At 42.8% G+C, this 13,924-nt stretch carries 10 protein-coding genes and 1 tRNA gene; 10 read left to right on the top strand and 1 reads right to left on the bottom strand.

Features of this window, described 5'->3' with window-relative positions; all coding sequences use genetic code 11:
• The first annotated feature begins 109 nt into the window (after positions 1 to 109).
• Positions 110 to 1,738, top strand: a complete 1,629-nt coding sequence (locus ACLD5M_RS02680; RefSeq protein WP_116794335.1) for an APC family permease — start codon at positions 110 to 112, stop codon at positions 1,736 to 1,738.
• A gap of 168 nt (positions 1,739 to 1,906) precedes the next feature.
• Positions 1,907 to 2,239, top strand: coding sequence for a ferredoxin (gene fdxA, locus ACLD5M_RS02685; RefSeq protein WP_004135750.1), 333 nt, complete (start codon positions 1,907 to 1,909; stop codon positions 2,237 to 2,239).
• Between the two features lie 51 nt (positions 2,240 to 2,290).
• Here the strand turns inward: fdxA and dinB are convergent, their stop codons facing one another.
• Positions 2,291 to 3,601 carry a DNA polymerase IV gene (dinB, locus tag ACLD5M_RS02690; protein WP_410314554.1) on the bottom strand — a complete coding sequence of 437 codons (1,311 nt, stop codon included), beginning with the start codon at positions 3,599 to 3,601 and terminating at the stop codon, positions 2,291 to 2,293.
• A gap of 97 nt (positions 3,602 to 3,698) precedes the next feature.
• Here dinB and ACLD5M_RS02695 point away from each other — a divergent pair, with 97 nt between their 5' ends.
• The 8 genes from ACLD5M_RS02695 (at position 3,699) to malQ (ending at position 13,808) form a co-directional block, all read left to right on the top strand.
• On the top strand, positions 3,699 to 4,631 hold the full coding sequence (locus ACLD5M_RS02695) for an EamA family transporter (RefSeq protein ID WP_116794333.1): 933 nt from the start codon (positions 3,699 to 3,701) through the stop codon (positions 4,629 to 4,631).
• A 99-nt stretch (positions 4,632 to 4,730) separates the two neighbouring features.
• Positions 4,731 to 4,817 (top strand) — tRNA-Ser (locus ACLD5M_RS02700).
• 598 nt (positions 4,818 to 5,415) lie between these two features.
• The gene (locus ACLD5M_RS02705) at positions 5,416 to 6,315 is read left to right on the top strand and encodes a hypothetical protein (RefSeq protein WP_410314555.1); all 900 of its coding nucleotides are present in this window, start codon (positions 5,416 to 5,418) and stop codon (positions 6,313 to 6,315) included.
• 596 nt (positions 6,316 to 6,911) lie between these two features.
• Positions 6,912 to 9,788, top strand: a complete 2,877-nt coding sequence (locus tag ACLD5M_RS02710) for a peptidase (RefSeq protein WP_410314556.1) — start codon at positions 6,912 to 6,914, stop codon at positions 9,786 to 9,788.
• Between the two features lie 196 nt (positions 9,789 to 9,984).
• Entirely contained in the window at positions 9,985 to 10,278 is a 294-nt protein-coding gene (locus tag ACLD5M_RS02715) for a metal-sensitive transcriptional regulator (protein ID WP_004135739.1), read from the top strand.
• A 6-nt stretch (positions 10,279 to 10,284) separates the two neighbouring features.
• Positions 10,285 to 10,962 carry an IMPACT family protein gene (locus tag ACLD5M_RS02720; RefSeq protein ID WP_410314557.1) on the top strand — a complete coding sequence of 226 codons (678 nt, stop codon included), beginning with the start codon at positions 10,285 to 10,287 and terminating at the stop codon, positions 10,960 to 10,962.
• A gap of 39 nt (positions 10,963 to 11,001) precedes the next feature.
• Positions 11,002 to 11,634, top strand: a complete 633-nt coding sequence (locus ACLD5M_RS02725; protein ID WP_410314558.1) for an AbrB family transcriptional regulator — start codon at positions 11,002 to 11,004, stop codon at positions 11,632 to 11,634.
• An 8-nt stretch (positions 11,635 to 11,642) separates the two neighbouring features.
• A complete protein-coding gene (gene malQ / locus ACLD5M_RS02730) occupies positions 11,643 to 13,808 on the top strand; it encodes a 4-alpha-glucanotransferase (protein WP_410314559.1) in 2,166 nt (721 codons plus the stop codon).
• Positions 13,809 to 13,924 lie beyond the last annotated feature (116 nt).

Raw genomic sequence — 13,924 nt, forward strand, 5'->3', positions numbered from 1 at the left:
GGCAGAATTTTATATAGATTAAGTCGCAACAGTTTCGCGCAATTCGTTGGTGCGTTGCTAATTGCGTCTAATACCTTTATACCTATACATCAACGAAAGTGCGTTTATTATGCAAATATGGAGAAAAAAGTCTGTTGAACAGACTATCGCAGAGACGATGGATGGTGATCGCCATCTTAAACGTACGTTAAATGCGTGGGATCTGGCAGTTATGGGTGTTGCCGTTGCCGTTGGCGCCGGTATTTTCTCTGTTGGCGCTCAGGCTGCAGCATTTCACGCGGGCCCTGCTGTAATTATTAGCTTTATTATTGCAGGCGTTGTGTGCGGTTCTGCTGCAATGTGCTATGCAGAATTTGCTTCTATGATCCCTGTTGCTGGATCTGCTTATACATTCACATACACTACAGTAGGCGAGCTTGTTGCTTGGATTATTGGCTGGGATATGATCCTGGAAATGCTGATGGCCGGCTCGGTAATCGCAAAGTATTGGGGTGTGTATCTTAACGATTTAATGAAGCTTTTCGGTTTGAATATGACCACCAACTTTAAGTTAGGTGGTTTTACTGTTGATGTTGCTCCAATTATAATCGTTGCATTCTTTACAACTATGCTTGTTCTTGGAACCAAGCTTTCTGCACGCTTTGACGGCGCTTTAACAATCTTGAAGATTGGTATTGTTCTGTTCGTGGTAGTTGTGGGATTCTTCTACATTAAGGCTTCGAACTTTACGCCATTCGTGCCACCTGCAACCGATGTTGCTAACGTAAAGGGAATGGAAGTTTCTGGCGTTATGAGCCAGCCTTTGTGGCAGTGGGTAACTGGCATGCAGCCAGCCGTTTATGGTGTTACTGGCATTCTTTCCGGCGCGGCTCTCGTGTTCTTCGCATTCATCGGTTTTGACGTTGTGGCAACCACAGCAGAAGAAACTAAGGATCCTCATAAGAACATTCCACGAGGCATTGGTCTTGGTTTGCTTATTGTTACCACTCTTTACATTCTCGTTGCAGTCGTAACAACCGGTATGGTTTCCTACAAGGATTTGGCAAAGCAAGCCGCTCCTTCGCTTTCTACAAGCTTCGAACTCGTGGGAGCTACTTGGGCTGCAAAGATTATTTCCCTCGGTATTGTTATTGGCTTAACAACCGTTGTAATGGTTCTTTTGCTCGGTCTTACGCGAATTATCTTCGCTGTTAGCCGTGATGGCCTGCTTCCTCGTAGCTTCTCTAAGGTAAGTAAGCGTGGAATTCCTGCAAAGCTTCAGATTGTTTCCGGTATTGTTGTGGCAGTTGTTGCTTCCACTCTCGATATTGGTATTCTGTCCGACATGGTTAATATTGGTACGCTTTCTGCATTCCTGCTTGTTTCCGCAGGCGTTCCGATTATGCGTATGCGCAGACCAGATTTGCACCGTTCGTTCAGTGTTCCTGGCAATCCGTGGCTTCCTATGTTCGCAGCTCTTTCCACATTCTGGCTCATGCTCAACTTGTCTGTGCTTACGTGGATTCGTTTTGCAGTGTGGCTGGCAATCGGTTTTGCGGTGTACTTCGGCTACTCTTACCGCAACTCTCTACTTGGAAGGCAGTTGCGTAAAGCCAAGAAGCTCGGTGTACCGGTTGAAACCTTGTTTGCTCAAGATGCTGCAGCTGCAGAAAAGGTAGCTGAAGGAGAATCTGAAGAGCAAGCTCGCGCGGAGGCTGAAGCTGAGGTAGCTGCTGCACCTCAGTCTGCATCTGAGTAGTTTGCAACTTAACAGTCTGCATCTTAGTAAAATAATCAAAATTAATAGATTATTTAAGTAGCAAGAAGTCGGCATACGGTTAAATTCGCATGCCGACTTTTTGTGTTATAGACTTTTCAAAAATGTTCTATAATGGAAAAGTTGCATAAAAACAGAAAGGAGGGCATTATGCCATATGTAATTGCAGAACCTTGCGTAGATGTAAAAGATAAAGCATGCGTAGACGAATGTCCTGTGGACTGTATTTATGAAGGCGATCGCACGCTTTATATTAACCCGAACGAGTGTGTTGATTGCGGAGCTTGCGAGCCAGCTTGCCCGGTAGAGGCTATTTTCTACGAGGATGATTTGCCAGAAGGCTGGGAATGGTATCGAGATGCTGCAGTTGATTATTTCGACAAGCTTGGAGATTTAGGCGGAGCTACAGATGCTGGAGCTTCCGGATGGGACGAAGAGCATGTTGCAGCCTTACCGTCGCGCTCAGACAAAGCAAGTAGCTAACTACTTGCAAAGTATTGTTTGATGTGGCGCGAGTTTATTTATGGCGCGAGTTTACAATCCAATGTGAGCTGCATCGTCGCCATATTTTTTACGAACGGCATCTAAAGCGTGCTCCGCATGACGCAATCTAGTATTTTTATTCATTGCAGATATGCTGTTTTGTGCAGGGTTCTTAGATTCGCGCGTATTTTCTTCCAGAATATCGTTTAATGAAGGCTGCAGCGAAACTTTATTTGCTGGCACAAGATTATTCGCTGTAATGCCAGCTAAGCGAACCGGACTTAAAAGCTTTGTGTTGTTTCCTCCAAGAATGTAATTATGAACAGTTGGATTAGCTTTAGAAAGCAAGTCAATGGCGTGCTTGTAAAACTCGTGCGTTGAATCAGTGGCATTTTGCAAAGTAGAAGATCTAGTAACATAATGCAAGTCGCTAAATCGCAGTTTTAGCGTTATAGTTCGCGCCATAAGCTTACGATTTCGCAAATGCTGAGTTACTTCGCTGCAGCATTGTTGCAGTAATTGTTGAACAGTTTGCTCGCTAGTTGTGTCTGAATCTAAAGTTCGTTCGGTGCCAATAGATTTTTCTGGCGCTCGCGGTACTACAGTGCGTTCGTCTATGCCCCTAACAGACTGATATATCATTCTTGCCATGCTTTGCGAGCCTGTTATGCGAGCAAGCGTTTTTTCATCAACATTTTTAAGTGACGCAACAGTAGATAATCCCCAGTCTTCAAGCTTATGTATTAAAGAAGGGCCGATTCCTGGTATTGCGCGCAAAGGCATTATTGACACAAAATCTTCATTACATTTTTGCGGAATAAGAAGCATGCCATTAGGTTTTGCATTAGTTGAAGCCATTTTTGCAATAAGTTTATTGCTGGCAATGCCAACAGAGCATGTAATATGATATTTTTCAAATACTTCTTTTCGTATCCAAGCCCCAATATTTACAGGTGACTTCCACTGTAATAAAGCCGATTTAACGTTCATGTAGCATTCGTCAACAGAAACTTTTTCGACTTGATTAGTAACATGCAACAAAATTTCTTCAAAAATACTTTTAGAAACGTTTGAATAGTAAGGTATGTCAACTGGCAAGAAAACTCCCTGCGGGCAAAGACTTCTAGCCTTAACAACAGGAATTGCTGAATTAACACCATAAGCGCGAGCCTCGTAGCTTGCTGCAGAAACTACAGCACGGTTTCCTGTGCCAATAATAAGAGGCTTTCCCTTAAGCTCCGGGTGTCTTGCAACTTCTAAAGAAGCATAAAACGCATCCATATCAACATGAAGTATGTTACAGCCGGAGGTATCGTGACCCCAATCTCGTTTTGCTGCCTGAACTCTCGGTGCTGTACTCATAAATTTATAATAGAACAAACGTTCGATTTTATAGAAAAAAGTAATGTTTTTTGCAAAAAAGCGAATGTCGCCTATATATTCATGTAGGGTTGTTGCTATGAAGCAATTTGTCGTAAATGTATTACATCGCATGCCAGTGCTGCTAATCATAGTTATTGAAGCTGTAATGGTGTATACGGCTACGTCTGTTGCAAAAGTTGCGTTTAGTCAGCTAGACCCACTTTATGCTGTGTGGTATCGCGTTGGTTTTATGACTTTGATGCTACTGGCTTGGAGAAGACCATTTTCGCGCACAAAGCGTAGCTTGTTGCCAAAAACTTTGCGTGAATGGGCTATTGTTATTGCGGTTGGAATTTCTTTAGTTGCTATGAATACCATGTTTTATGTGGCAATTAGCTGCATGCCTGTAGGTGTGGCTGTAACTATAGAATTTATTGGCCCGCTGCTTGTGGCTGTTATTACCGGTCATGAATGGCGTGAAAGAGCGGGTATGGTAATTGCTGTTTGCGGAATTGCTTTACTTGCAAGCGCTTCCATGCATAGTGCAGTAAGTCAGCATTTTCTAATAGGTTTATGTGCTATTATTGTTGGCGGCTTAATGTGGGGCGTGTATATTGTTTCCGGACGAAAAATTGCAAAAGCTTCGCATGCTATTGACCGCGTAAGTGTTGCGGCTCTTATTGGCTGGCTTTTGCAATCTACAGTTCTTGCTGTTCCTGCAGTTAAGAATGTTATTTGGCCTAAAGCGGAGGCTACGTGGGCTGCTAGGCCTGGTGGATCCTTTGCTTTGCTTGCATTGATGCTTGTGATTGCAGTATGCGCTTCATTCTTCCCGGCTTTGCTGGACCAGGTTTTACTTAAGCGCGTTAGCTCTGCAAAATATTCTGTTATGCAAGCACTGTATCCTGCAATTGCTGTGGTTATTGGAATGGGATTTGGTGAGATTCCAACTCTAACAGATGTTGCTGGTATAGCTTTGGTTATGTGTGCTGTGGTGGTTACGTTCTCTGGCGACCATAATCCTGTTTAGTGTTTTGATTGATTTTAAGTGTGTCGCGTCGGGCTTGTTTACAGTCCGTAAGAGGTGCTATAGTGTCAATCTGTTGCTAATTGTACGCAACAAATAATTGGAGTCATGCCTGAGTGGCCGATAGGGGCACCCTGCTAAGGTGTTAGTCGCGTAAGCGGCTCGAGAGTTCGAATCTCTCTGACTCCGCGGATTGCTCCGGATTGCTTTTTGCAGTCCGGAGTTTTTGTTTTTTGTTACTTATGTAGCTGCGTTTCTGCGCTGATAACGAATAAATGGGGTTTTGCGTTGTTAGCGCAGTGGGCAATCTGCGTTAGTAACGAATAAATGGTGTTTAGTGTTACTGGTGCAGTAATCACTCTGCGCTGGTAACGAATAGGTGACGAGGGCGTTTGCGCGTGCGTGGGGGCGCACGGCGTGTCGTTTAAGAATGGCGGTTTTTCAAGGGTTTGCGGGCGGCGTTGGGCGGTGGGTGCGAGTTTCCTGAGAGTTTTCTGAGAAAAATCTTTGAAAATCTTGAAATAGTATTTTTTACGATTAAACAGTGTTGTTTAGCGTATTTTTTGTGGTTTTACGCGCTTTTACTGGAATATTTTCGCAGTTTTGTTGATATTTTCTGTGTTGGACGCTTGTTTTTGCTCTTGACTTTTTCGAACGGGGGGGGGTATCTTAAATAGCAAGCGCCGGTCAGTCCTAGTTTGACAGGCGTGTGTAGCTCCGCTTGGAGCTGCATAGCAAATTTTTCTTCGTGTACCTAGCGCGAAGGAGAAGAAGAAAGGAAAATATTATGTTTAACAAGAAGGCTATCGCCGCACTCGCTGCTGGCGCCACCCTCGTTTCCGGTTTGGCTTTCGCCGCCCCAGCAATGGCTGACGAAGTTGAAGATCTCAGCAAGCAGCTTGCTGCCACCGTTAATGCAGACCCATCTCTCAAAGCTACTATGGACAAGCTTAACGAGAAGTTGGAGAAGGATAATAACGTCAAAATCACAGCGACAAAGGTTGGTGATGGTGTAAATACTAACATCAATAATGCTGAAGCTGCAGTTAGTGCCTCAACAGATCTTGTTAAGAAGCTTAACCAAACTCCTAAGGGTAAGGAAGTTGTTAAGCAGCTTAACATTGTTCAGTATTACTATAACAAGATCGAGAATATGATTCTTGGCTTGCGCGATAAGTTAGGTGACTGCAATTATCTTCGTCACACCCTTCCACAGTTGAAGGCTTTGTTGGCTGATTTGAATGCTCAGTACAAGGCTTTGCAGACTGCTTGGACTGCATACTACGATGCTCGTGAAGCAAATCGTTATGTAGATCAGTCTCGTCCTGCAGAAGAGCAGGCTGTAACTGTTGATATGCATGCTGCTTCTGACATCTCTAAGTCTCTCGTTGAGGCTAAGCAGGATGAGACTCAGGTTCTTATCGATAAGGCCAATGCTGATGTTAAGGAAGTTGAAGGCAAGCTTGCTGATTGCAAGGCTGCTGTTGACAAGTTCATTGGTGGCGTTCATGACGGCATTAACAAGTTGAGCGGCGCTAAGGACGCTAAGAAGGCTGCTGATAAGAAGGCTGCTGATAAGAAGGCTGCTGCTCCATTGGCTAAGACCGGTGCTGCTGTAGCTTTGGCTGCTGTTGCTGCTTCCGTGCTTGCTGGCATGGGTGCTGCTCTTCGCAAGATCCGTCACTAAGCTTTTAACACGTTAATCGTGTTGATTGTTTAATGATTTGTGAGCGTGCCGTATGTGAGTATGGTGCGCTCACTTGTTAAATCTTTCACTCAACGTGCTGTAAGGGCTTTATGTTCTTGCAGCGGGTTTACTTTCGGGCTTTTGCATGATTCTACTGTTTTGCCAAATCTCTTTCTTTACAGTGTGATTATGTGCGGTTCGTTAGTGTAACTGTTGAGTGTAGGCCGGTTCTGTTTATTAGGGAAAACGATCCGGTTTTTTAAAGGGCTTGGGCTTGGCACTGTAGGGGTGCTATCTCCAAGCCTTTCTTCGTATGTAAATTCTTATTTTTACTGTAAGCGACCAAAACTGCTCAGCGGTGAGTAGTAGTTTATGTCGCTTTTGCGGAAGATTTCGGGTTATTTCCCAAATTGTGGATTTGTGCATAACTTTTATCCAAATACTATCTTTTAACCACAATACTAAAAAAATATTTACGCAAATCTTTTCTAAAGTCATAGTTGATGTTATGAGCGCTTACTCTAGTGCTCAATGCAAATAGAAAATTATTCTCATAATTCGCTATTGCATTAAGGGTTGGGTTAAAGGAGATTTTTATGGAAACATATTTGGGGAAGCATACTAGTTTTAGTTGTGCAAATAAATTGCGAAACCTCATGAAACAAAAAAATATTCGCAAAATGTTGGCATTGTTTACTTCCGCAGTACTAGTTCCTTCGGTGCTTTGTTCGCAAATTGCTATGGGATCTGTCGATAAATTAACGGGTTATTATTACAAAAAGTCGAATACTGTTGAATGGCTAAGTGAAAGGCTTGCAAGGCTAAGGCTCGGTCCTGTTAGGGATAAGTGGGGAGGTAGAAAGAATTCTATTTTTTGCATTGAATCTTCCGTATTTATAGATTACAAAGGCGATATTAAGCAGATGAATGGTGAAGATTATCGTATTGCTGCAAATATTATTAAAACGCACAACAACAATGACGATGATCTAACTCAGGCTGCTTTGGCGTTTATGATTCATAGTCGTTTTGATATTAATCAAGATAGATGGAAGGAGGTTGTTGAAAACGGATTTGTAGGCGTTGAAACAGAAACTTTAAGGAATAAGGCAGATGAGTTGTGGCAGCAGGGTGTTAAAGAAACTCCGGTTAAGGCTGTGCTAAAAAATGATTACACTAAGGGCAAGCGCGTTGGCGTAATGCATATTAGTCTGCAAAATTCTAATGGAGATTCTTTAGGAGGAGTACCTATTAAAGTAAAATCCTCAAATAATCTTATTAAATTTGCTAACGGATCTGAGTCTTTTGAAGGGAAATCTAAAAAAGAAGGTTTAGATATTACTTGGAACGCGCTTGATGCTGGAAATGCTCGAGTTGAGGTTTCTTTTAACGCTCCAAAAGCTGAACGTTTATTCTCTCCAAATGGTCAAGATGTGATTAGATCTTTTGAAAATACATGGTATCCACAAGATTTTCAGTTTAGTGTAGAAAAAACTTTCCAGCCGTTGCTTAAGTCGAAAATATCAAAGCATGAGCTGCGTGCGGGAGAGCAGGTAGATAGTACTGTAACTAGCGGTGTTGCAGGAAATGATTCTTGGCCAGAAAATGTTCGTCTTCGCGCGCAAGGCTACTATTTTGTAGGTTCTGCTGAAGATATTTTGCATATTCAACAGCGAAATAGTGGTGAATCTGCTAAAGAGTACTTGAATCGCATGCGTTCTATGCCTAATTTGCGTCAAGTTGCTGCGGCAAAAGCTAATTTCTCTAATTCTGGCGAAACTATAACTGCAGTAGCAAAACGTGCTAATGGCGATATTACAGCCTCTGATCTTGATAAAGCAGAAGCTTATAAAGTAAATGATTTAGAAGCAGGATCGTTTGGCACATGGGTTTGGATTATTTCTCGCGATGCTCAGAATAAATCTGACCGAGAGTTTTTGAAAGATGATGTTGTGCAGCTATTTGGTTCTACTGACACTACGGCTGTTCATCAAGCAACTGTAAGTTCAGACATTGTTGCTAAGCAGCAAACTGTTGGGCTTAATACGGAAATTGTTAATGAAATTACTGTAAGAGGTCTTCCTGAAACTTATGGATCTTTTAAGGGGAATAACAGTTACGGCTTTAACGAAGATAAAAAAGCGCATATTCGCGTTTGGTGGGCTGGTGCTGGCACAGAAAATCCTACTAAAAAAGATAACGAAAACTATATGCCTGGATCTAAAGGCGAGCCGTCCGCGCAAGAGCCAAAAGAAGATAGTCATCATCATTTGATTGCTAAGTGGGATGTTCCTGCAGTTAATGGCGTCTACAAGATTGGCAACGGAAATATTACGCTTAGACCTATTGCTGGAACTGATAGGTCTACTACTGAGCCGAAAGTTTTGGAAAATAACGTGCATATTCGTGCCGATAAGAATAGTGCTTCAGGCTGGTATGTGTTTGTGTACGATTTTCCTGGATCTTCGCGCGCTGTAGCTTATAAATCGGCGTACGACAATTTGTGGAGCCGCACGTATGTGGAACCAACTGCTTTGATTCATCCTGTATCTGTAACAACTAGAGTTAGTGACGATAAAGTGCAGGTTGGAGAAAAGTTCCATGACAATGCTCGTATTACCGGTGACGTTCCAAAGGGAAGCTACGTAGTATTTAGCGCATATGCGTATGGTGACGATAATGCTAACGATAAATACAAGTCCTCTTCTCTAAAGTCCAATGCAGAAGAAAAAGGAAAAGCAACTGATGCGCCTCATGCTTCACCGGCTGCTAACTCTGTAACATCTGCACAAAGCGATGAGATTATGCCTGAATCGCGCGTAAATATTACGGATAAGCAATCTGAAGATAGCAAGAAATCTCCGATTACCGTTAAATCTGCTGATATTACTTTGAACCACGACGGAATTGTTTATTGGAAGGCGGAAGTTTTCGATGCTCAAGGGCATCCTTTAGCTACTCATGTTTTGGGTGTAGAGGGTGAAACTGTGCAGGTGATGGATAATTCTGCGCGCTCTTATGGAGATCAGAATCAGGATGATCAAGATGATTTTGACAATCAAGGTGTAAATGGCGAAAACAACAAAAGTGGTAAAGGCGGTGCAGGCGGTAAGTCTGATGCAAATTCAAATTATCCAATTGATCTAAATAATTTTGGTTTTGCGGATGGCAATAATGGGAATAACGATAAGAGTGGAAAAAGTAATACACAGTCTACTCCGAACAATTTGGATGAATTGTCGGATAACAGATTAGATAAAGATGATAGTGGTGAAATAACAAATACGAACCCATCTTCACTGGCTGTTACTGGCGTTTCGGGTGCGACTGTAATGCTTCTTTCACTAACAACACTAACATTCGCTAGTGGAATGTTCCTAGGGCGATTTGTTGCTGTAATTCCTAGACACGGACGCAAATTCGACAATGCGCGTCACGGTGGTGCTCGCCAATTGAAACGTAGATTGGTATAGTACTTATTCCTAGGAATATTCGGAATTTGGCGCGTTAATCTTATGAATTTTTCAAAAAATATGATTAGCGCGTCAAATTTTTGTTGTAATTACTTTACAATTTGCGCATAATATGAGTAGTATGTCAGCTTGTACTATATTGGGTATGACGTTATGACATATATGTTACTGTGCTTTTATAGAAGAGGGAGCAGCAATGAAAGATTATGATATTGATAAAAATAAACTGTTAGTACGCTTGCATAGAGTGCAAGGGCAGCTTAGTGCTATCAATACTATGATTGAGAAAGATGCTGAATGCAAAGATGTTCTTATGCAACTTTCTGCTGCAACAGCTGCATTGCATTCATTAGCTGTGCTGACTGCGCGTGAGCATGTCAATAGTGATATACATCGTGCTGTTGAAACAGGCACGGCTGAAGGCGCAAAGCAAGCAATGGAAGATGTTACTGAGATTATTGATCGTTTGCTTCGCTACGAAAAGGCCTAGTATATAGTGCCAGTTTCGCATACTGTTTCGAATACTGTTTTGCACGCTGTTTTACGCACAGTGCAAGAAGATTCTTCTAATCCTGCGCATGATGCGTTTGTTGAGAAAAAATCAGAATTTATTGGCAATATTTGTCATGTAACAACTCTTGATGAAGCTCTGGATTTTGTGCAGTCGGTTAAAGTTGCGAATCCTAAAGCGCGTCACGTTGCGTATGCTGCTATATGCGGAATGCGTGGAGCGCAATTATGCGAACGAATGAGCGATGACGGCGAGCCTTCCGGAACAGCTGGAAAACCAATACTTGATGTTTTACGCTCAGCGAATTTAACTGATTGTGTAGTAACAGTAACGCGCTACTTTGGCGGTATTTTACTTGGCTCGGGCGGATTAACGCGAGCTTATGCTAAGTCTGCAAGTATGGCGGTTGCAGCAGCAAAAATCGTAGATATTGTTTCTTGCGTTAGTTTTGCTTGCAATCTTAAATACCAGCAATTGCGCATGTTGCAGCATATAGTCAATCAAGTAGAAGGCGCAATTGACAGCGAAAATTATGGAGTTGATATTACTCTAAATATTTCCGTACCAACTTATAAATCGGAAGAATTTCTTTTGCTAGTTAAAAATGCTTTTTCTGGAAGTGTTGTTCCTGAAGTGTTGTGCCGAAAGCAGATGGTACTCTAAATAATAAGCTAATCGACATAAAGCGTTAAAGGTGATTTTATGAGTACGAATAATCAAGAGCAGTCAAATAATGATGCAGAATATGAGCCTTTAACCGCAGTATATGAGCATTTGCGCCATAGTGAGGATTCTGCAGAACTTCACGAATTTGCTAGACGTAAGTTGCCAGATAGGTCTGATCAAGCCGCGTTTTCTAGAGCCACTTCTTTACTAGAAGCTGTTGCTGGAAACGCAAATACTCCAGAAGAAGACAGAATCTACTTAGCTACTTCAATGCCATTCCCAAATATACTAGTGAAACTTTCGGAAGATTGCGCAGATGATGTTCGTCTTGCTGTTGCTGAAAATCACGATGCTAAAAATTGGTTAGTTGGAAGACTTACAAAAGATTCTTGCCCTAAAGTTCGCGATGCCGCATTGTGTAATCCAAAAGCATCTTGGAAAATGCGTTTAGAAGGTGCACAAGTAGATGGTGTAAGCGCGAAAACCTTGCAATATCTTGCATCTCTTGGAGTAAGTATAGAAGAAAACGCTCCAGGCGTATTGGCGACTATGGTGCGTAGAGCAGTTGCGCTAAATCCTGGAGTTCCGCAGAATGTTTTGCAAACTTTGTGCAACGACAAGTCGGAAGATGTAGCTTTGGCGGCGCGCGGTCGTTGCTCTCGCGAATAATGGAACACATGAATAATAAAACAGAAGAAGTGACAGAAGCGTCGCCACTGCATCGCCTAGCAGAATTAATGGGCGTAGGTGTGCGTTACGTTGGTTCCGACAATAAAGAACACGAAATTCAAGATAACGTATTGGTGTCTGTTTTAGCCGCATTAGGCGTAGATGCTTCTAGCGATGCTGCAATAGAAAAATCTATGCAAGATGTTTTGACTTACCGTCACGGGCGTATTGTTGCTCCAACGGTTTTACATACTGTTGGAAAGTGCGATGAAGTAACTGTGAATACTGGAATTCTCGAGTATCCAGTGGCAGCTATTACGTTGGAAAACGGCGAACAGTATGAGGGTGAATTAGAAATCGTACCTAACGATAACACCACTGCATACCCTGTAAATGGCAAGTTTGTAGCTACGTCTTTAATTAAAATTCCTGAAGATTTGCCAATGGGCTACCACACTTTGCGAGTAACTGTTGGAGAGCGTCAAGAAGAAGCAACACTTATTAGTGCTCCAGAAAGTATAACTACACTTGATTCTCTTGAAGCAAACGGTGAGCAGCTTTGGGGATGGATGGCTCAGCTTTATTCAATCCGTTCTTCAAAGTCTTGGGGTGTTGGCGATTTTGCAGATTTAGCAACTCTTCTTGCTGAAGCTAAGAAAAAAACTGGCGCTGACTTTGTGTTAATTAACCCAATGCATGCAGGTGAGCCTGTGACTCCACTTACACCATCTCCGTACTTGCCAGTTGCTAGGGGAATGGTAAACGTAACGTATATTCGTCCAGAAAGTATTCCTGAGTACGCTACGTTGGACGATAAAACTCGAAAAGAAGTCGAAAAATTACATGCCCAGGTAGATCCTCTTAATAACGATGCTCAAATCATTGATAGAGATTCTATGTGGCGAGTAAAAATGCGTGCACTTTGGCTGATTTTCAAGGCTGGCATGCCAGAAAATCGCACTCGTGTTTTTGACGAGTTTAAGCAGGAAATGGGCGAGCGTCTTGAATCCTATGCCACATGGTGCCTTTGCTACGACAAGTGGGGTGCTCCAAAGGGTGACGATTGCTGGGAGAAGACTCTTACTAAAGATTCTGACCAAGTGCGCGAATTAGCTAAGCGCTTCCCGGATACTCTTGAGTTTTATCGTTGGCTTGAATGGGTTGCTTTTACGCAATTGCATGATGCTCAAGTTGCTGCACGTGCTGCTGGAATGAAAATTGGCATTATGTCAGATATGGCTGTTGGTGTGCATCCTGCAGGATCTGAAGTTTGGTGGAATCCAGAGAGATTTGCTAACGGCGCTACCGTTGGTGCTCCGCCTGATTACTTCAATCAGCAGGGCCAGGATTGGTCACAGCCTCCACTGCATCCGTTTGAGCTTGAGCGCACTGGTTTTAAAACATACCGAGATATGGTTCATGGAATGTTTGCTTCAGCTGGTGCTGTGCGAATTGATCACATTCTTGGACTTTTCCGCTTATGGTGGATTCCAGAAGGTTCAGCTCCAAGTGGTGGTGCTTACGTTTACTACGATGCTGACATTATGCTTGGCATTTTGGCAATCGAAGCCGCTCGCGCTCACGGTGTAGTTGTTGGCGAAGATTTGGGTGTTTTGCCTGCAAATGCTTTGGATGTGCTGCGCAAGAAGGCTGTGCTTGGTTGCACGGTTGAATGGTTCGAGGTGCAAGATGGTGAATTCCGTTCTCCAGATAAGTGGCGCGAAATGACACTTGCTTCTGTAAATACCCACGATTTACCTCCTGCTGCTGGTTATTTGCGCTATGAGCAGGTTAATATTCGTGAGCGTTTGCACTTGCTTACGGGTTCTGTTGAAGAATTTCGCGCTGGAGCTGAAGCAGAGCATCGTGCCATGATGCGCATGTTAGTTAAGGGCGGTTATTTGGATGCTCAGTTGCTTGAGGATGAGGATGCTCATACTCAGGAGATTATTGAGGCGTTGTATCGTGCTTTGAAGGATGCTCCTTCACGTTTGCTTGCTGCTTCTTTGGTTGATGCAGTTGGTGAGTATCGTGCGCAAAATCAGCCTGGAACGAATGACGAGTATCCAAATTGGCGTATTCCGTTAGCTGATGGTGACGGCAATCCGGTGTCTTTGGATACTATGTTTGATTTGCCTCGTGTGCGCTCGCTGGCTGCGATTATGAATGCATAACATCTTGTGATTTATTTTGTTTAGCAATTTGTTTAGCAATTTGTTTAGCAATTTGTTTTGTATTCGTCTCAGCCTTATATAAAATAGACATTTGCAAGTAGTCGCCACTTGGCGAT

Source organism: Gardnerella sp. Marseille-Q9185 (genome assembly GCF_046508745.1).
In the GTDB taxonomy this organism is placed as follows: domain Bacteria; phylum Actinomycetota; class Actinomycetes; order Actinomycetales; family Bifidobacteriaceae; genus Bifidobacterium; species Bifidobacterium greenwoodii.

Excerpts from the sequence above, each read along its gene's own strand:
- dinB (WP_410314554.1), bottom strand. The coding sequence starts at position 3,601 with ATGAGTACAGCACCGAGAGTTCAGGCAGCAAAACGAGATTGGGGTCAC.
- ACLD5M_RS02725 (WP_410314558.1), top strand. The coding sequence starts at position 11,002 with ATGAGTACGAATAATCAAGAGCAGTCAAATAATGATGCAGAATATGAG.
- ACLD5M_RS02715 (WP_004135739.1), top strand. The coding sequence starts at position 9,985 with ATGAAAGATTATGATATTGATAAAAATAAACTGTTAGTACGCTTGCAT.
- ACLD5M_RS02695 (WP_116794333.1), top strand. The coding sequence starts at position 3,699 with ATGAAGCAATTTGTCGTAAATGTATTACATCGCATGCCAGTGCTGCTA.
- ACLD5M_RS02705 (WP_410314555.1), top strand. The coding sequence starts at position 5,416 with ATGTTTAACAAGAAGGCTATCGCCGCACTCGCTGCTGGCGCCACCCTC.
- malQ (WP_410314559.1), top strand. The coding sequence starts at position 11,643 with ATGAATAATAAAACAGAAGAAGTGACAGAAGCGTCGCCACTGCATCGC.
- ACLD5M_RS02710 (WP_410314556.1), top strand. The coding sequence starts at position 6,912 with ATGGAAACATATTTGGGGAAGCATACTAGTTTTAGTTGTGCAAATAAA.
- ACLD5M_RS02680 (WP_116794335.1), top strand. The coding sequence starts at position 110 with ATGCAAATATGGAGAAAAAAGTCTGTTGAACAGACTATCGCAGAGACG.
- fdxA (WP_004135750.1), top strand. The coding sequence starts at position 1,907 with ATGCCATATGTAATTGCAGAACCTTGCGTAGATGTAAAAGATAAAGCA.